15 protein-coding genes, 2 tRNA genes, 2 rRNA genes and 2 riboswitches (2 of these 21 running past the window's edge) are annotated in these 17,500 nt (G+C 37.0%); of the genes, 3 read left to right on the top strand and 16 right to left on the bottom strand.

Annotated elements, in window-relative coordinates; translation table 11 throughout:
* From F0362_RS01545 to groES, 7 genes are all read right to left on the bottom strand, one after another.
* Positions 1 to 1,062, bottom strand: the 5' portion of a protein-coding gene (locus tag F0362_RS01545; RefSeq protein WP_149889622.1) for a HAMP domain-containing sensor histidine kinase. It extends 444 nt beyond the left edge of the window; only the first 1,062 of its 1,506 coding nucleotides appear in the window; the start codon lies at positions 1,060 to 1,062; its stop codon lies beyond the left edge, outside the window.
* The gene (locus F0362_RS01540) at positions 1,046 to 1,747 is read right to left on the bottom strand and encodes a response regulator transcription factor (RefSeq protein ID WP_000896762.1); all 702 of its coding nucleotides are present in this window, start codon (positions 1,745 to 1,747) and stop codon (positions 1,046 to 1,048) included. The genes F0362_RS01545 and F0362_RS01540 overlap by 17 nt, the downstream gene beginning before the upstream one ends.
* Before the next feature lie 142 nt (positions 1,748 to 1,889).
* A complete protein-coding gene (locus tag F0362_RS01535) occupies positions 1,890 to 3,215 on the bottom strand; it encodes an NCS2 family permease (protein ID WP_000833089.1) in 1,326 nt (441 codons plus the stop codon).
* A gap of 128 nt (positions 3,216 to 3,343) precedes the next feature.
* A riboswitch (purine riboswitch) is annotated at positions 3,344 to 3,445 on the bottom strand.
* Positions 3,446 to 3,597: 152 nt separating this feature from the next.
* Positions 3,598 to 5,139, bottom strand: coding sequence for a glutamine-hydrolyzing GMP synthase (gene guaA, locus F0362_RS01530; protein WP_162861753.1), 1,542 nt, complete (start codon positions 5,137 to 5,139; stop codon positions 3,598 to 3,600).
* Between the two features lie 161 nt (positions 5,140 to 5,300).
* Positions 5,301 to 5,402, bottom strand: a riboswitch (purine riboswitch).
* 131 nt (positions 5,403 to 5,533) lie between these two features.
* Positions 5,534 to 6,982 (bottom strand): glycosyltransferase family 39 protein, encoded by a 1,449-nt coding sequence (locus F0362_RS01525; RefSeq protein WP_149889621.1) that lies wholly within the window; start codon positions 6,980 to 6,982, stop codon positions 5,534 to 5,536.
* A gap of 329 nt (positions 6,983 to 7,311) precedes the next feature.
* Positions 7,312 to 8,946, bottom strand: coding sequence for a chaperonin GroEL (gene groL / locus F0362_RS01520; protein ID WP_001029987.1), 1,635 nt, complete (start codon positions 8,944 to 8,946; stop codon positions 7,312 to 7,314).
* Between the two features lie 38 nt (positions 8,947 to 8,984).
* On the bottom strand, positions 8,985 to 9,269 hold the full coding sequence (gene groES / locus F0362_RS01515) for a co-chaperone GroES (protein WP_000917306.1): 285 nt from the start codon (positions 9,267 to 9,269) through the stop codon (positions 8,985 to 8,987).
* A gap of 398 nt (positions 9,270 to 9,667) precedes the next feature.
* On the opposite strand from groES, the gene F0362_RS01510 reads away from it, so the two are divergent.
* Together F0362_RS01510 and F0362_RS01505 are read left to right on the top strand one after the other, a co-directional pair.
* Positions 9,668 to 10,417, top strand: coding sequence for a CPBP family intramembrane glutamic endopeptidase (locus tag F0362_RS01510; RefSeq protein WP_000745318.1), 750 nt, complete (start codon positions 9,668 to 9,670; stop codon positions 10,415 to 10,417).
* Positions 10,414 to 10,605 (top strand): YdiK family protein, encoded by a 192-nt coding sequence (locus F0362_RS01505; protein ID WP_001246201.1) that lies wholly within the window; start codon positions 10,414 to 10,416, stop codon positions 10,603 to 10,605. The genes F0362_RS01510 and F0362_RS01505 overlap by 4 nt, the downstream gene beginning before the upstream one ends.
* Positions 10,606 to 10,634: 29 nt before the next feature.
* Here the strand turns inward: F0362_RS01505 and F0362_RS01500 are convergent, their stop codons facing one another.
* The gene (locus F0362_RS01500) at positions 10,635 to 11,264 is read right to left on the bottom strand and encodes a redox-sensing transcriptional repressor Rex (RefSeq protein WP_000372701.1); all 630 of its coding nucleotides are present in this window, start codon (positions 11,262 to 11,264) and stop codon (positions 10,635 to 10,637) included.
* A gap of 187 nt (positions 11,265 to 11,451) precedes the next feature.
* Here F0362_RS01500 and F0362_RS01495 point away from each other — a divergent pair, with 187 nt between their 5' ends.
* Positions 11,452 to 13,386, top strand: coding sequence for an ABC-F family ATP-binding cassette domain-containing protein (locus F0362_RS01495; protein ID WP_216370150.1), 1,935 nt, complete (start codon positions 11,452 to 11,454; stop codon positions 13,384 to 13,386).
* Between the two features lie 473 nt (positions 13,387 to 13,859).
* Here F0362_RS01495 and tsaD read toward each other — a convergent pair whose 3' ends face one another.
* The 8 genes from tsaD to F0362_RS01455 all read right to left on the bottom strand — a co-directional run.
* Complete coding sequence (gene tsaD / locus F0362_RS01490) at positions 13,860 to 14,876, bottom strand: tRNA (adenosine(37)-N6)-threonylcarbamoyltransferase complex transferase subunit TsaD (protein WP_000414604.1); 1,017 nt, start codon at positions 14,874 to 14,876, stop codon at positions 13,860 to 13,862.
* A complete protein-coding gene (gene rimI, locus F0362_RS01485; RefSeq protein ID WP_000367202.1) occupies positions 14,876 to 15,319 on the bottom strand; it encodes a ribosomal protein S18-alanine N-acetyltransferase in 444 nt (147 codons plus the stop codon). Before rimI ends, tsaD begins: the two co-directional genes overlap by 1 nt.
* 13 nt (positions 15,320 to 15,332) lie before the next feature.
* The gene (gene tsaB / locus F0362_RS01480) at positions 15,333 to 16,025 is read right to left on the bottom strand and encodes a tRNA (adenosine(37)-N6)-threonylcarbamoyltransferase complex dimerization subunit type 1 TsaB (RefSeq protein WP_000865744.1); all 693 of its coding nucleotides are present in this window, start codon (positions 16,023 to 16,025) and stop codon (positions 15,333 to 15,335) included.
* Positions 16,006 to 16,479: a tRNA (adenosine(37)-N6)-threonylcarbamoyltransferase complex ATPase subunit type 1 TsaE gene (gene tsaE, locus F0362_RS01475; RefSeq protein ID WP_000049641.1), complete on the bottom strand. Its 474-nt coding sequence runs from the start codon at positions 16,477 to 16,479 to the stop codon at positions 16,006 to 16,008. The genes tsaB and tsaE overlap by 20 nt, the downstream gene beginning before the upstream one ends.
* Positions 16,480 to 16,653: 174 nt before the next feature.
* Positions 16,654 to 16,729, bottom strand: a tRNA-Asp gene (locus tag F0362_RS01470).
* Positions 16,730 to 16,731: 2 nt separating this feature from the next.
* Positions 16,732 to 16,808 (bottom strand) — tRNA-Met (locus F0362_RS01465).
* A 12-nt stretch (positions 16,809 to 16,820) separates the two neighbouring features.
* Positions 16,821 to 16,936: ribosomal RNA gene (gene rrf, locus F0362_RS01460) — 5S ribosomal RNA — on the bottom strand.
* A gap of 50 nt (positions 16,937 to 16,986) precedes the next feature.
* Positions 16,987 to 17,500: ribosomal RNA gene (locus tag F0362_RS01455) — 23S ribosomal RNA — on the bottom strand (it continues 2,408 nt past the right edge of the window).

The raw sequence follows: 17,500 nt of genomic DNA, 5'->3' as shown, positions 1-17,500 counted from the left end.
TATACAAACCTCTTGTTTTTCTAATACAACTTGCTCATTTGTTAACTTCGTATACTCAAATAAATCTTCTATTAAATTCTTTAACTGCTCCGACTTCGTAAAAGCAATTCTCGTATACTCATCATGTTGTTCTTTATTTTCATATTTAGAATCTCGAAGTAATCGCAAGTAACCCATAATAGAAGTAAGTGGTGTACGTAAATCGTGAGATACATTCGTAATAAGCTCGTTCTTTTGCTTCTCTAATTTACGTTCCTTTTCTATATTATTCATAAGCTCTTCTGCCATATTATTAATATTCTCAGTTAAAGACGCAATCTCATCCTCACCCTTTTTCTCAATACGGTACGCTAAGTTGCCTTTTTCTATTTCCTTTACACCTTGTGCCATCGCTTCAATTTGCTTCATCTTTCTCTTTGTTATATAGAAGAAAGAGAAAATGAATACGAGTACACCAATTAAAAATGGGAATGGTCCTTCTACTTTATAATATACTACTTCCCCTTGAGGAATTCCGCTCACAAACATATATAAATTCTTACCTTCAATCGTAATAGGTGAGAAAGTAATAAATTCTTTTCTAGATCTTTCAATATCATTATTATTCGAATAATTGATAGCAAATGAAGTTGCATTACGAATTGTATTATGCAAATTAATTTGTTCTTCTTGCGCCTGCTTCGTTTTATACAAAACCTTACCACTCTCATCGGTAACTAATATTTTAAAAGCATCCTGCCTCTGCTCTAAATTTTCATTTTCTAGCTCTATCATACTTTGTACAGCATCTAATTTATTTGCATCAACCATCATTTCCGCTGTACTTTGTGCTTTACGATTAATTTGTTCCATACCATCTTTATAATTAATCTCAGCATGTCGACTAGCATCCTCAAAAATAGGAGCTACTATCTTCGTTGATACAAAGAGACCTAATAACGCACAAGCAGTAAACGCAGTAATAAGTTGAATTCGCACACTCCGTTTCACACTCTTCGTTATTTTTCCAATTAATTCTCGAATTTTCCTAATATAAGTAAACGGATTAAATATCTTTTTCAATCTTATACCCCACTCCCCATACTGTTTTTATATATCTAGGCTTCCTTGGATTCTCCTCAATCTTTTCACGTACTTTTCGAATATGCACCATTACAGTATTATCAGACTGGAAAGATCGTTCGTTCCACACCTTTTCATAAATTTGCTCCGCGCTAAAGACCATACCTGGATTACGGGCTAGTAATTCTAAAATTGAAAATTCCCTCGGAGTTAGTTTCACTTCTTCTCCATCTACAATAACTTTATGGGTCGAAATGTTTATTCTCATCTCTCCAATTTCTAACTCGTCCTCATTTTGTATAACGAAACCATTCATTTTCATATAACGACGTAACTGGGATTTAATTCTCGCGATTAACTCTAACGGATTAAACGGTTTCGTTACGTAATCATCTGCACCAGTTGTTAACCCTAAAATTTTATCCATATCTTGCGTTTTCGCAGAAAGCATAATAATTGGCATTTCTTTCGCTTCTCTTACTTTCATACACATATGAATACCATCTACTTTCGGCATCATAATATCCAACACAACTAAATGTACTTCATTCTCTTCTAACATACGTAGCCCTTCTTCTCCATCTCCGGCCTGCAGTACTTTATATCCTTCGTTCTTTAAATATATTGTAATAAGTTTCCTAATTTCTTTTTCATCATCTACGACAAGTATTGTTTCCCCGGCCATAATATTTCCCCCATTCATTTTTTATCCCTAACTTCTATTATAGGAAAACTTCTGAAGAAAAACGCTCGGAAATCCTTAAGATTTTCTGAAGACGCAAAAAAGGTCTAGACTCCCCTTAAGTCTAGACCTTTCAAAAACCCCTTTATTTACGAACGTAGATGAAATACAGTACGAATAAAACTCCCATAACATACATAATCGGATGAACCTCTTTACGACGACCACTCACAACCATTGTAATTGGATAGAAGATAAATCCAATCGCAATTCCCGTTGCGATACTATACGTAAGCGGCATTGAAATGATAGTAAAGAATGCCGGTACTGCAATCTCGAACTTCTTCCAGTCGATTTCTCCTAAAGAAGAAACCATTAAAATCCCTACAATAATTAAAGCTGGTGCCGTTACAGCTGGTGTTACAACACTTAATAATGGCGAGAAGAATAGTGCCAGTAAGAAGAATCCTGCTGTTACAACTGCTGTAAATCCAGAACGTCCTCCCGCTGCTACCCCTGCAGACGATTCAATGTAAGACGTTGTTGTTGATGTACCTAAGATCGCACCAATTACAGTTGCAATTGCATCTGCGAATAATGCTTTTCCTGCACGTGGTAATTTATTGTTCTTCATTAATCCTGCTTGATTCGCAACCGCTACAAGCGTACCTGCTGTATCAAAGAAATCGATAAAGAAGAACGTTATAATTACAATCCCCATTTGAATAGTGAAAATGTCTCCGAAATGAGTTAACGCAGCACCGAACGTTGGTTCTAGACTCGGTATCGCCCCCACTACTGCTTTAGGAGTGTCAATTAATCCTGTTGCTACTCCTAAAATTGCCGTAAGAATCATACCGTAGAATACCGCACCATTAACTTTCTTAATCATGAAGATGATTGTCGTAACAACCCCAAAGATTGCTAGTAACGTTGTGCCCTTTGTTAAGTCCCCCAACCCAACAAGAACAGCATCATTTTTCACGATAATTCCGGCATTTTGGAATCCAAGAAAGGCAATGAACAATCCGATACCTGCTGCTACTGCAAACTTTAACTCCGATGGAATTGCATTAATGATTTTTTCACGAATACCTGAAGCTGTAAGAATAATAAAGATAATACCTGACATTAACGTTCCGGCAATTGCTGTTTGCCACGGAATACCCATCGTTAAAACTGCTGTATAAGCAAAGAACGCGTTAATTCCCATACCTGGGGCTAAAGCAATTGGATACTTTGCGAAAATACCCATAATTAACGAACCGATCGCGGCCGCTAATGCTGTCGCAACGAATACTGCACCTGGATCCATTCCTGTACCTGCTGGTAACCCTTTAACATTTCCAAGTGACAGCGTAGCAGGATTGACAAATAGTACGTAAGCCATAGATAGAAATGTCGTTAACCCTGCTATGAACTCAGTCTTATAATTCGTACCGAGCTCATCAAATTGAAAATAGCGTTTCATCCTACGTTTCCCCCGTTATATGATTACTCGCCGCATTTCACCCTAGCCCTCTTTTATCTATAAAAATAAAAAAGGCTTCCATTGCATATACATGGAAGCGTTCTATAAACAAAGACAAGTTTCCCCTCATCTTTATAAAAACGCCTCGTAGTCAAGCCATTTACGGTAGCTAGGTAGAAACTTTCGGGCCATATCCCCGATATTATACGACGGCATAATATTCACTTTTCGTTTGAATTACATACTCATATTAACTCTTGAAAGTATTTTTGTCAATTTAAAAACGAACAATTTTATAAAATTTTATATTTTCGTTCGTATTAATACTGAAAATAAAAAGATCCATCTATGCATAAGCAAAAGATGGATCTTTTTTATAATACTATTCCCACTCAATAGTTGCTGGTGGCTTACTCGTTACATCATACACGATACGGTTAACGTGTTTTACTTCGTTTACGATACGTACAGAGATTTTCTCTAATACGTCCCAAGGGATACGTGCCCAGTCAGCTGTCATACCGTCGATAGATGTTACTGCACGGATACCTACTGTGTAATCGTAAGTACGCTCGTCACCCATAACACCTACGCTACGCATACCAGGAAGCGCAGTGAAGTATTGCCAAATTTCGCGGTCTAAGCCCGCTTTAATAATTTCTTCACGTAAAATCGCATCAGATTCACGAACGATTTCTAATTTCTCTTCTGTGATTTCACCTAATACACGAATACCAAGTCCTGGACCTGGGAATGGTTGACGCCATACGATTTCATCAGGAATTCCTAATTCAGATCCTAATACACGTACTTCATCTTTAAATAACGTGTTTAAAGGCTCAATTAATTTGAACTGCATGTCTTCCGGAAGTCCACCAACGTTATGGTGAGATTTAATTGTTTGTGCAGTTGCTGTACCACTTTCAACGATGTCTGTGTAAAGTGTACCTTGTGCTAGGAAGTCCATACCTTGTAATTTAGAAGCTTCATCATCAAATACGTAAATGAATTCGTTACCGATAATTTTACGTTTTTGTTCTGGATCTTCTACACCTTTTAACTTGTTCATAAAGCGTTCTTGTGCATCCACTTTAATAACGTTCATATGGAAGCCTTCGCTAAATGTTTTCATAACACCTTCTGCTTCACCTTTACGAAGTAAGCCGTGGTCAACGAAAATACATGTTAACTGGTCGCCAATTGCTTTATGAATTAATACTGCTACAACAGAAGAATCTACACCGCCACTAAGTGCGCATAGTACTTTTTTGTCTCCAACAGTTTCACGGATCTTCTCTAATTCTACTTCGATAAAGTTCTCCATGTTCCATCCTTCAGAACAACCACATACGCCGAATACGAAGTTTTTAATTAAATCGTTACCGTGCTCAGAGTGACGTACTTCTGGGTGGAATTGTACACCGTATAAGTTTTTCGCTTCATTGCTCATACCAGCAATTGGGCAAGACTCACTTGTTGCGTCTACTACGAATCCTTCAGGTAAACCAGTTACTAAGTCACCATGACTCATCCATACAACTTGCTCTTCTGGAAGGTTCGTATATAATTTTGATTCGTTCTCTACTTTAAGAACAGCTTTTCCGTACTCACGGTGGTTTGCACGTTCTACTTTACCACCGAAGTGTTGTGTCATAAGCTGCATACCGTAACAAATACCGAAAATCGGTAATCCTAGTTCAAAGATTTTTTCATCACAATGTAATGCACCTTCACCGTATACACTATTTGGTCCACCAGAGAAAATAATCCCTTTTGGATTCATTGCTTTAATTTCTTCCGCAGTAATTGTATGTGGATGAAGTTCACTGTATACACCGAACTCACGAATTCGACGTGCTATTAACTGATTGTACTGACTTCCAAAATCTAAAACGATAATTGTATCGTGCTGCTTTTTCAAAATAATCACCCCAACGTTAGTTCTCGTATATAAATATTTTCACCAATTTGGCGAAAAGCATTACCAATATAATAAAAAAAGCCAGTCCTCCGCCTCTAGTCTCATAACAAAGAAAAGGCAGGGGTCTGGCTTTATAAAGAAAGATAGTCTCCGCTCTTTATAAATATAAGACACACTGCCTTCATAGTCAGGTTGTTTACGGTAACCCGGTAGAGACTCTCAAACCATATCATTGAGGATATATGAAGGATCGTTTTATATTATCTTCCTAGATTCTAACAATGAAGTGTCGATGTGGTCAAGAGAGAAAGCGACAAAATTCTACAGAAATTAATTTCTTTCCCACTAAAACACAAAAAACATTTCCATATAGAAATGTTTTTTGTGTTTTATCCTATTATTCAACTTTTTTCTGTTGTTTTCTACCCATTAATCGTGTAACACCATTTTTTATTACAAATACCCCGTATCCCACAAATAAAAACATAACGGGCAAAATGTCAAAACGATACCTAGTTTGAACTTCGACAAACAAATGAATAACCACATATCCACCAAACAAAATATATAAAAGAGGATATATTGAATCATTTCTTCTATATAATGAAATGGTACCAATCGCAAATATACAACATGTAATATACATAAGCCTTTCATATTTTGTCAGCATTTGTTGTAAGTGTGGTTTATTCAGTTCCCCCCACTCCAAAGCCCAACCAGGTGCATCATCAGGATTACTCCACATTTTTTCAACTTTCAATACAAGTAATTGACGAACTTTCTCTTTGTCCTTCAATCTGTCCTTGATCAAAGCAACGGAAGCATCATTTCTTTCCTTCCCAAGTTTAAATTGACTAAGGTAAACAACATCTGGCTGATTCCATCCACCAATCGAGTCATAATTGAATCCCACAACAAATTTCCAATATGGCATTTGGTTCGACAATGGTTTTTTCGCTAATCCCGTGTTCATTAAGAAAATACTTACAATTTGCATCACTAGAAAATATACAATCACTATTCCCACTAATTTTTTTACGTAGTTAAACGTTTCTTTTTTTCTAAACGGAAGTATCTTATAAATTAATACATAAACAAAAACCGCCAATAAAAAGAAACTTCCTAACGGTCTCATAATATTTCCAATGCTTAACAGTAACCCTGTTAAACCCCAACCGTATTTAGTTGAAAAACCTTTTGTAATTAAAACATACAGTCCTAAAAAAAAGAAAAAGGTAGAAATATATTGATTTGTTAATACAGAGCTATAGATAATATTAGGTATGTAAAACGCGTAAAATATTGCCGCAGTTCTCGCACTGTATTCATTAAAAATGGTTTTACCCATAAAATAAATAATCACGGCAGTACCTACGCTCCAAAAAATATTAAATAACTTCAATATAAACAGATGATTACCAAAAATTTTTATTAATATAGCCTCATAATATGTGAATCCCAATTGATATGTCCAACTCATATAGTATTCATCTGTAATAAATGCAAAATTACCCTTTACAGCTTGTTGAGCACTTTCATACATTACAGAAAAATCCGAGATAGGTACTGTTTTTTCAAAAATGATCCATAACAACCTAATTGCAAAGGCTGTAACTATGAGAATGAGCAAAAATTGATTAACTGTTAAAAAACGATTTGCTAAAAATGATATTATTCCGAGCACCAAAATAGTTGCTACTATCTCCAGAATTAACACAGCGACCGAAGAATAGGTAGATTTCTCTATTTGAAACGAACTATAAAGTGTAATGACAAACATCGCCAAACCACATACTACTAATATTTTCGAAAAAATGTTTCTACCCAAATTTTCTTTAATCTGCATCATATACCTCACTAACTAGGCTACCGCCATCTTCTCTCATAGACAATAAGAACTAGGAGACTTATTATCTCGACTAAAAAATAAGAAAAATCCCTTTTGACTGTATCATAAATGTTAAAAGAATTATATATTCAATTGGAATTATATTGAATATTACCGTAATAAAAGAAGCTTGAATATTCCCCTCCATTATCTCTCTAAACTTGCGACCTTCCAGAAACCTTTTATATACATCTTAACAACAAAAAAGACTACCTCCTTTTATCAAGGAAGTAGCCTTCTTCTAATTAACTATTTATACATTGAACAGCTTCACAGAGTGATGCTTATTACATCATTCCGCCCATACCGCCCATGCCCATGCCGCCCATGTCAGGCATTGCTGGTGCATTTGGTTCTGGCTTATCAGCAACTACAGCTTCAGTTGTTAAGAACATAGCTGCAACAGATGCTGCGTTTTGAAGTGCAGAACGAGTTACTTTAGCTGGATCTACGATACCAGACTCAAGCATGTTAACCCATTCGCCAGTAGCTGCGTTGAAACCAACGCCTACTTTTTCGCCTTTTAGACGCTCTACAACTACAGATCCTTCTAGACCAGCGTTGATTGCGATTTGACGAACTGGCTCTTCTAGTGCACGAAGTACGATGTTGATACCTGTTGCTTCGTCGCCTTCAGCTACGATAGAAGCTACTTTCGTGTATACGTTCATAAGTGAAGTACCACCACCTGCAACGATACCTTCTTCTACTGCTGCACGAGTTGAGTTAAGTGCATCTTCAATGCGAAGTTTGCGCTCTTTTAACTCAGTTTCAGTTGCTGCACCTACTTTAATTACTGCTACGCCACCAGCTAATTTAGCAAGACGCTCTTGTAATTTTTCACGATCGAATTCAGAAGTTGTTTCTTCTAATTGCGCACGGATTTGACCGATGCGAGCTTCGATTTGTTGTGTGTTTCCAATACCTTCAACTACAGTTGTGTTTTCTTTCGTTACAACGATTTTACCAGCGCGTCCTAAAGATTCAACTGTAGCAGATTTTAAGTCACGTCCTAATTCTTCAGTGATTACTTCGCCACCAGTTAAGATTGCGATATCTTCTAGCATTGCTTTACGACGGTCACCAAATCCAGGAGCTTTAACAGCCACTACATTGAATGTACCACGAAGTTTGTTCACTACTAATGTAGCTAAAGCTTCGCCTTCTACATCTTCAGCAATGATAAGAAGTGGTTTACCTTGTTGTACCACTTGCTCTAATACTGGTAAGATTTCTTGGATGTTAGAAATCTTTTTGTCAGTAATTAAGATATATGGGTTATCAAGAACAGCTTCCATTTTGTCAGAATCAGTAATCATGTAAGGAGATGCATATCCACGATCAAATTGCATACCTTCTACTACGTCTAATTCCGTTGTGAATCCTTTAGATTCTTCTAAAGTAATAACGCCGTCGTTACCAACGCGCTCCATTGCTTCAGCGATTAATTGACCTACTTCTTCGTCAGCCGCAGAAATAGCAGCTACTTGTGCGATAGAAGATTTACCTTCAATTGGTTTAGAAATCGCTTTTAATTCTTCAATTGCAGCAGTAACAGCTTTTTCGATACCTTTACGAAGACCCATTGGGTTTGCACCAGCTGTTACGTTTTTAAGACCTTCACGAATCATAGCTTGCGCTAATACAGTTGCAGTTGTCGTTCCGTCACCAGCTACATCGTTTGTTTTGCTAGCAACTTCTGCTACTAATTTTGCACCCATGTTTTCGAATGCATCTTCTAATTCGATTTCTTTTGCGATTGTTACACCATCATTTGTAATAAGTGGTGAACCGAATTTTTTCTCAAGTACAACGTTACGACCTTTTGGTCCAAGCGTTACTTTTACTGCGTTTGCAAGAGTGTCGACACCGCGAAGCATCGAACGACGTGCTTCTTCACTAAATTTAATATCTTTTGCCATAATAATTGACCCCCTTGGAATTTTTAAGATTTATATAATTAACCGATAACTGCTAAAATGTCACTTTCACGTAAAATCAAGTAGTCTGTACCTTCGTATTTTACTTCAGTACCTGCATATTTTGAGAAGATGATAAGATCACCTGCTGCTACCTCTAAAGCAACACGCTCACCATTTTCAAGCACTCGACCAGTACCTACTGCAATAACTTTACCCTCTTGTGGTTTTTCTTTTGCAGTGTCTGGTAATACAATACCACTTGCTGTTTTTTCTTCTGCTTGAACAAGCTCAATTACAACGCGATCACCTAATGGCTTTAGCATGAACAATAACCTCCTCATTGTGTTATGTAAATTTTTTATTAGCACTCGAGTCACCCGAGTGCTAACACACTTATAATAATAAATAATCTCAATTTCTTTTGCAAGTAAAAAAATCATAATTTTTTCGCAAATTACTATATATACTCTTCTATATAAAATCCTTCTTCTACTACCTTTACTATATGAATCGTTGTTTCCACTACTCGTATGTTACAATATGAAAGACACCCTAAGTTGTTTTCGCTACACACACAACTTTTTCCTGTCTTCTATTTTAATTTCCAATGCAGATTTACAAAAAAAACATAATTCGAATGAAAGTTTATATCGTAGGTAGCATATTACATGTTATCCTGCCTTATCTCATACACTAGAGTTAGAAAGGATGGTTAAACCATTTGAAGAAACAATATTGGTGGATTATCGTTACATACATTTTAATGCAATTGTCGGGTATTGCCGGATTACCACTTCTTCTGAAAACCGGACTATACGATAATAGAGGATTTACCAACGAGGAAAAGTTTCAACTAATAACCGGACATTGGTCTATTATTAGCTTTTTCATTGCACTATGCGTTGTAATTTGGTTACTTAGAACAGATATTCGTGACAGGCATTTAGATGCAATGCGCTCTTCTGTTCCAGCTACAATCGGGTGGATTTTTATCGGGTTCTTCTTAGCAATCATCTCACAAAGTATTGCAGGTATGATTGAAATGTATCTATTAGGGATTACACCTGGATCTGAGAATACAGACCGACTTATGGACATCGCAAGAACGACACCTTGGTTCCTTATTGTTATATCTATAATCGGACCTATTTTAGAAGAAATCGTATTTAGAAAAATTTTATTTGGTACACTTTATAAGAGATTTAATTTCTTCGTTGCTGCTATTATTAGTTCACTCGTATTCGCAGCGATTCATTTTGATTTTACTCACCTATTGGTATACACTTCTATGGGGCTCGTATTCGCCTTCTTATATGTAAAAACGAAACGCATTATCGTTCCTATAGCAGCCCATGTAGCAATGAATACATTAGTTGCCATTGGACAGATTTTCATGAGCAATGAACAAATTCAAGAAATGATTAAAGAAGCTGAAAAAATGCAAGGCTTTATCGGAGGATTTTTTGTATGAGAAACTCACCATTGTTCATGGCTGCATTGTATTTCCTTCTCGGATGTATCTTTACACGTTTCGCCATTACGAACGTGACAGATACAATCTGGAATATGTGGACAATACTATTTGCAGTTATGGCAACAATTGATTTTAATTTGGCACTTCGCCTTATATTAGTGAAATTCACAAAGAAAAAACAATAATAAAACGCAGAGGTCACCTCCTCTGCGTTTTATTGTGGATAATTCTTTAAAAAGTAAACAAGCGTTTGTAGCTCTACAGCTAAATCAATATGATGAATTCTTATATTCTCTGACACATTTAAGCGTGCTGGTGTGAAGTTTAAAATACCGTGCACGTTTGTTTCTGCCAATCTATCGGCTACAGATTGCGCTACTGTAGCGGGTACTGTTAATATTGCCACTTGTATATCATTTGATAACCTTTCTTCTAATTCATCTAAATGATATACAGGAATACCCCCGATTTCTGTTCCAACTTTCTCTTCACTAACATCAAATGCCATTTCAATTTTTGTATTATTGTTTTTCGTGAAATTATAATGTAAGAAAGCGGTCCCTAAATTACCTACTCCAATAAGCGCTACACGTGTTATATCATCTTGATCGAGTGTTTCACGGAAAAATGATAATAAATAATTTACGTTATATCCATATCCCTTTTTCCCTAATGCTCCAAAGTATGAGAAATCTCTTCGAATAGTTGCGGAATCAACCTTTACCGCTTCACTCAATTCGGCTGATGAAACACGTTGCTTACCAGAAAGAGATAAGTTTTGGATAAATCGATAGTATAGAGGCAATCGTTTAGCAGTGGCTTGCGGAATTTTCTGCTGATCCATATAACCTCTCCTCTCTTCCTATCTTTATTCATATACTTGAATCGAATACAGAAGTTTAGTACTTATGAATTTCCTTGTATAATAAAGAGAAGAAGTATTCTCTCTTTATTTTAAACTATACACTATTTTTAGTATGATTGAGAAATATAAACATGGCAAAGTTAAGAAATTATTTGAGGTGAAAACATTGATTTTATTACAAGTAAACGGGCTTTCAAAATTATACGGTGCCGAAACGATTCTTGCAAACATAAAATTGGAAGTGCAAACGAAAGATCGTATCGCTTTAGTTGGACGAAATGGAGCCGGAAAATCTACATTATTAAAAATTATCGCCGGTGAATTATCTCATGATGGCGGCGAAATTATAAAACCGAAAGATGTCTCAATTGGGTACTTAGCTCAAAATACTGGATTAGAAACATCATTAACAATTTGGGATGAAATGCTAACCGTCTTTACACACCTACAGCAAATGGAGACAAAACTTCGAAGGCTAGAGCAAGAAATGGGAAAAGAAGAAAACTTTTCAAATGCCGCTACATATGAAAAATTATTAGCTGATTATGACCAATTTCAATTAGATTATAAAGATCAAGGCGGCTATCAGTACGAAGCAGATATTCGCTCCATTTTAAGCGGTCTTGGTTTCCCTGTTGAAACGCATCAGACGACAATTTCTACGTTAAGTGGCGGACAAAAAACGAGATTAGCTCTTGGGAAATTATTATTAACGAAACCAGACTTACTTATTTTAGACGAGCCTACAAACCATTTAGACATCGAAACATTAACGTGGCTTGAGCAATACTTACAAGGTTATCCTGGCGCAATTTTAATCGTTTCTCATGACCGTTATTTCTTAGATAAGCTTGTTACACAAGTATATGAAATTTCGAATAAAGAAAGCAGACGATTTGTTGGTAACTACAGTAAATATTTAGACTTAAAATCAGCCCTATACGAACAAGAAATGAAGCGTTACGAAAAGCAACAAGATGAAATCGCTAAACTTGAGGACTTCGTTCAAAAAAATATAGCACGTGCATCTACGACAAAACGTGCACAAAGCCGTCGTAAACAATTAGATAGAATGGAATTATTAACCAGACCATTAGGTGACTCTAAATCAGCCTCATTCCACTTCGATATTGAAAAACAAAGTGGAAATGATGTTTTACAAGTAAAAGATGCAACCATCGGTTATGATGAGGATCCTATTATTGAACATGTAAATATGCGCTTAACTCGGGGAGATAGTGTTGCCTTAGTTGGACCGAATGGAATTGGAAAATCCACATTATTAAAATCCATTGTGAATAAGTTACAGCTATTACATGGAGATGTTGCTTTCGGATCAAATGTATCTGTTGGTTATTATGATCAAGAGCAAGCTAACTTAACATCTTCTAAGCGCGTTTTAAATGAACTATGGGATGAATATCCGCTTCAACCCGAAAAAGAAATTCGCACTATATTAGGTAATTTTTTATTCACAGGGGATGATGTACTAAAACCAGTATCTTCTCTTAGTGGTGGACAAAAGGCCCGATTAGCTCTCGCAAAACTTATGATGCAAAAATCCAATTTATTAATTCTCGATGAGCCAACGAACCATCTTGATTTAAATAGTAAAGAAATTTTGGAGAATGCTTTAATTGATTATCCAGGAACTCTTCTATTCGTTTCACATGACCGCTACTTCATTAATCGCGTAACGACTACAGTTGTCGAATTATCAACAGAAGGTGCGCAAGAGTATTTAGGTGATTACGATTACTATGTGGAGAAGAAAAATGAAATGATTGAACGCGCAGCATTTGAACAACAAGAACAGCAAGAAAATCAGGCACCTGTTCAAAAAACTGTAGCTCAAGAAAAATTAAATTATCTCGAAGAAAAAGAGCGTAAACAATTAGAACGTCAACGCACTCGAAAAATCGAAGAACTAGAACAAAACATCGTAAGCTTAGAAGAAGAAATTGCTACGTTAGAGGATCAGCTTTGCTTACCAGAAATATATGCAGATTATGAAAAGGCTAGTGAGATTACAACGAAAAAACAAACATTACAAGAACAACTTGAAGCCTGTATGGCAGAATGGGAAGAACTGCATATATAAGCTAGTTTAAACAAAAAGGATGTCTCATCAGTCGAGGATTTTTGACTAGATGACATCCTTTTTATTTCCCTTTAGAATCAGTTTCGTAGTACATGAAATTATATCGACGATTTTTTGAATGCACATACCTTAACTTAAAATATATAAACAATTCGACAAGAAACATCGTTTTCCCGACAAAGATTGACAATTGCAGCAACCAATATGATAAGAGGAGGATTTTTCAAAAGTTTTTTAGGATATCTTCTCGTTTTTATTTCCCGAAAAAGAATTCATTTAAAGGTCAGACTTCATCCGTTTTATCCACAAGGTTATACACATATCCACCTTTATAAAATAAACATCAAAATAACTTTTCCACATTATCCACATTTAACAAAAAAGTTATTAACAGTTTATATACACAATAAAACCCACATTATCAACAGATAATATGGGTTTTATCCACAAGCTGTGGTTAATTTTGTGTATAACTATGCTTCAATATCTAAGCCTGGGTTTGCATTTAAAGCTAATGTCGCACGTTTTCCTTGTTCGTATGCAATTGTACCTGCAGCTGCAATCATTGCTGCATTGTCTGTGCATAAAGATAACGGCGGGATAATTAGCTCTATATCTTCTTTTCGTGCAAACTCTTCTTCTAGACGTGCACGAAGCCCTTTATTAGCAGCTACTCCACCAGCAAGAAGCAATTGCTTTACATTATACGCTTCTGCTGCACGAGATGCTTTCGTTACAAGTACATCAATTACACTCTCTTGAAAGCTTGCTGCTAAATCTTCCGGTGCAATTTCTATACCACGTTGTTTTGCGTTATGCACAGTGTTGATAACTGCTGATTTCAATCCACTAAAGCTGAAATCATACGAATCGGGTTCTAGCCATGCACGAGGCAAATCAATTGTTGGCTTCCCTTCATGCGCAAGGCGATCAATATGAGGACCACCTGGATACGGCATAGATAGCGTACGAGCTACTTTATCATATGCTTCTCCTGCTGCATCATCTCGCGTTTCACCAATCACTTCAAATGAACCATGTTCTTTCATATAAACAAGTTCTGTATGTCCACCCGATACAACAAGTGATAGTAGTGGGAATTGAACTTCTTTTACTAAACGATTCGCATAAATATGGCCAGCAATATGATGAACACCAACTAGAGGAATATCATGTGCAAAGGCTACCGCCTTCGCTGCATTTACTCCTATTAAAAGTGCTCCTACTAAACCGGGTCCCTCTGTTACAGCAATTGCATCAATATCCTCGAAAGTTATATTCGCTTCTTTTAAAGCTTCTTCTAACACAACTGTAATTTCTTCTACATGGTGACGGGATGCAATCTCTGGTACAACCCCGCCAAAACGCTTATGACTTTCAATTTGTGATGCAACGACGTTCGCAATGATTTCCGTTCCATTTTTAACAACTGCTACTGCTGTTTCATCGCAGCTTGTTTCAATACCAAGTATAATCGTATTTTTTTCCATTATATATTCACCCACATTACAAGACCATCTTCCTGATTGTCTGCATAGTATCGTTTACGAATTCCACCATTTTGAAATCCGTATTTTTTGTATAACTGCTTTGCTACTTCATTTGATACGCGTACTTCAAGCGTCATTGTTTTTACCCCTAGTTCTTTCGCTACGGAAATAACTTCTTTCAATAGGGCATCTCCTAACTTTTGACCTCGGTATTCTGGCAAAATAGCTATATTTGTGATATGTGATTCATCAATAATTATCCACAATCCACAATACCCGATTACAAGGCCATCTTTTTCTAGCACAACATAATGTGCATGTTCATTCATCGTTAATTCACGTTGAAAGGCATCTGCAGTCCAAGGAGTTGAAAAAGATGCTTCTTCAATAGCTACAATTTGAGCGATATCATCGAGTTCCATCTTTCTAAATATCATATCCATCTTCTGCAAGCTCCTACTTGTTTTGACTTTCTAACCACTTTGTTTCAGCTTCAGCTAAACGAAGGTAACTAGGAACAAATGAATGTACATCTTGTTCCTCTTTTTGTAACCCTAAGAAAGCTAACTCACTTGGTCTTGGATTATTTTTAGTGAAAGGAGCAAATACAGCTTGATTGCCTAAATGTTCTATAATTGTTTCTTTATGCAATTTAACATCGTTACCGATAAATAAAACAGGCTGTCCTTTATCTTTTAACATTTGCAACCAGTCTACAATAAGAATAATTCGATCTTCTTCTATTGAAGTTAACTGCTCTCCTTCATATGTATATAATCCAGTATAAATTTGTCCACGTCTTCCATCAAATAAAGGACAAATTAACCCACTAAAGTTAGCACCGTTTGCAGCTACTACTTCTAAACTTGATACACCTACGATTGGTATTTGAAGTGACCAAGCTAATGTTTTTGCCGCTGTCACACCTATGCGAACTCCTGTATATGATCCAGGTCCAGCAGCCACAACGATTTTAGTTAATTCTTTTGGTTTTACACCACATTCTTTTAATAGTTGCTCTACAGCTGGCATAAGGCGTACAGAATGGTTTTTTGTTAAATTTGTAATGATTTCCCCAATTACGTTTTCTTCCTCAATAAGGGATACACCCATTACGTAATTTGAAGTATCAATTGCTAGTACTTTCATCTTGTAATAGCTCCTCACATAATCTAATATAACGGTCTCCAACTGGCTCGAGTACAATTTTCCTTGTGTCATCTCCAGCATGGAATAAACTAATTTGTAACTTTTCATTCGGTAAATATGCTTCTATCAAATGAGCCCATTCTACTACCGTAATTCCTTCACCATAGAAGTACTCATCAAAACCTAAGTCTTCTTCACTTTCCGCTAAACGATACACGTCCATATGATATAACGGCAATCTTCCTTTATATTCTTTAATAATGTTAAAGGTAGGACTATTTACAACTCTTTTCACGCCAAGACCTTTTGCTAGCCCTTTTGTAAAAGTCGTTTTACCAGCTCCAAGATCTCCTTCTAAAATAATTACATCTTGTGCCCGGGCAAGTTCACCTAGTTTTTCTGATAATCTTTGTGTTTCCTCAGAAGATTTTGTTGTTACTTCATATTTACTCACAGACTTCACCTACTTTACTCACAATGTTCTCTGCTCTTTATTATACAGGTTTTGAATATATAAAAAAGTCCTTAGGAGTTGTCCTAAGGATAGTTTGACTGTCTTTATTAGTTTTTTGTTAAAACAAATAAAAAAATACGAAACAACTTGTTTCGTTCTTTTCTTTATATAAAATGGCGGTCCCGACCGGGGTCGAACCGGCGATCTCCTGCGTGACAGGCAGGCATGTTAACCACTACACCACGGGACCATTGGTTGCGGGGACAGGATTTGAACCTGCGACCTTCGGGTTATGAGCCCGACGAGCTACCGTGCTGCTCCACCCCGCGATGATATAAATAGCTTGGCGACGTCCTACTCTCACAGGGACAAGGTCCCAACTACCATCGGCGCTAGAGAGCTTAACTTCCGTGTTCGGTATGGGAACGGGTGTGACCTCTCTGCCATCATCACCAAACTATTGAAGGCATATTCCTTCAAAACTAGATAACATTTGCTACATATTATATGGTTAAGTCCTCGATCTATTAGTATTCGTCAGCTCCACATGTCACCATGCTTCCACCTCGAACCTATCAACCTGATCATCTTTCAGGGATCTTACTAGCTTACGCTATGGGAAATCTCATCTTGAGGGGGGCTTCATGCTTAGATGCTTTCAGCACTTATCCCTTCCGCACATAGCTACCCAGCTATGCCCTTGGCAGAACAACTGGTACACCAGCGGTGCGTCCATCCCGGTCCTCTCGTACTAAGGACAGCTCCTCTCAAATTTCCTACGCCCACGACGGATAGGGACCGAACTGTCTCACGACGTTCTGAACCCAGCTCGCGTACCGCTTTAATGGGCGAACAGCCCAACCCTTGGGACCGACTACAGCCCCAGGATGCGATGAGCCGACATCGAGGTGCCAAACCTCCCCGTCGATGTGGACTCTTGGGGGAGATAAGCCTGTTATCCCCGGGGTAGCTTTTATCCGTTGAGCGATGGCCCTTCCATGCGGAACCACCGGATCACTAA

Source organism: Bacillus sp. BS98 (genome assembly GCF_008432245.1).
GTDB lineage: Bacteria > Bacillota > Bacilli > Bacillales > Bacillaceae_G > Bacillus_A > Bacillus_A toyonensis.
Note: the sequence above shows the minus strand (reverse complement) of the source record. Positions and strands in the feature narration are given on the sequence as shown.

Coding starts and splice junctions, on each gene's coding strand:
- F0362_RS01540 (WP_000896762.1), bottom strand. CDS start 1,747: ATGGCCGGGGAAACAATACTTGTCGTAGATGATGAAAAAGAAATTAGG.
- F0362_RS01535 (WP_000833089.1), bottom strand. CDS start 3,215: ATGAAACGCTATTTTCAATTTGATGAGCTCGGTACGAATTATAAGACT.
- F0362_RS01525 (WP_149889621.1), bottom strand. CDS start 6,982: ATGCAGATTAAAGAAAATTTGGGTAGAAACATTTTTTCGAAAATATTA.
- groL (WP_001029987.1), bottom strand. CDS start 8,946: ATGGCAAAAGATATTAAATTTAGTGAAGAAGCACGTCGTTCGATGCTT.
- groES (WP_000917306.1), bottom strand. CDS start 9,269: ATGCTAAAGCCATTAGGTGATCGCGTTGTAATTGAGCTTGTTCAAGCA.
- F0362_RS01505 (WP_001246201.1), top strand. CDS start 10,414: ATGAGAAACTCACCATTGTTCATGGCTGCATTGTATTTCCTTCTCGGA.
- F0362_RS01500 (WP_000372701.1), bottom strand. CDS start 11,264: ATGGATCAGCAGAAAATTCCGCAAGCCACTGCTAAACGATTGCCTCTA.
- tsaD (WP_000414604.1), bottom strand. CDS start 14,876: ATGGAAAAAAATACGATTATACTTGGTATTGAAACAAGCTGCGATGAA.
- rimI (WP_000367202.1), bottom strand. CDS start 15,319: ATGGATATGATATTTAGAAAGATGGAACTCGATGATATCGCTCAAATT.
- tsaB (WP_000865744.1), bottom strand. CDS start 16,025: ATGAAAGTACTAGCAATTGATACTTCAAATTACGTAATGGGTGTATCC.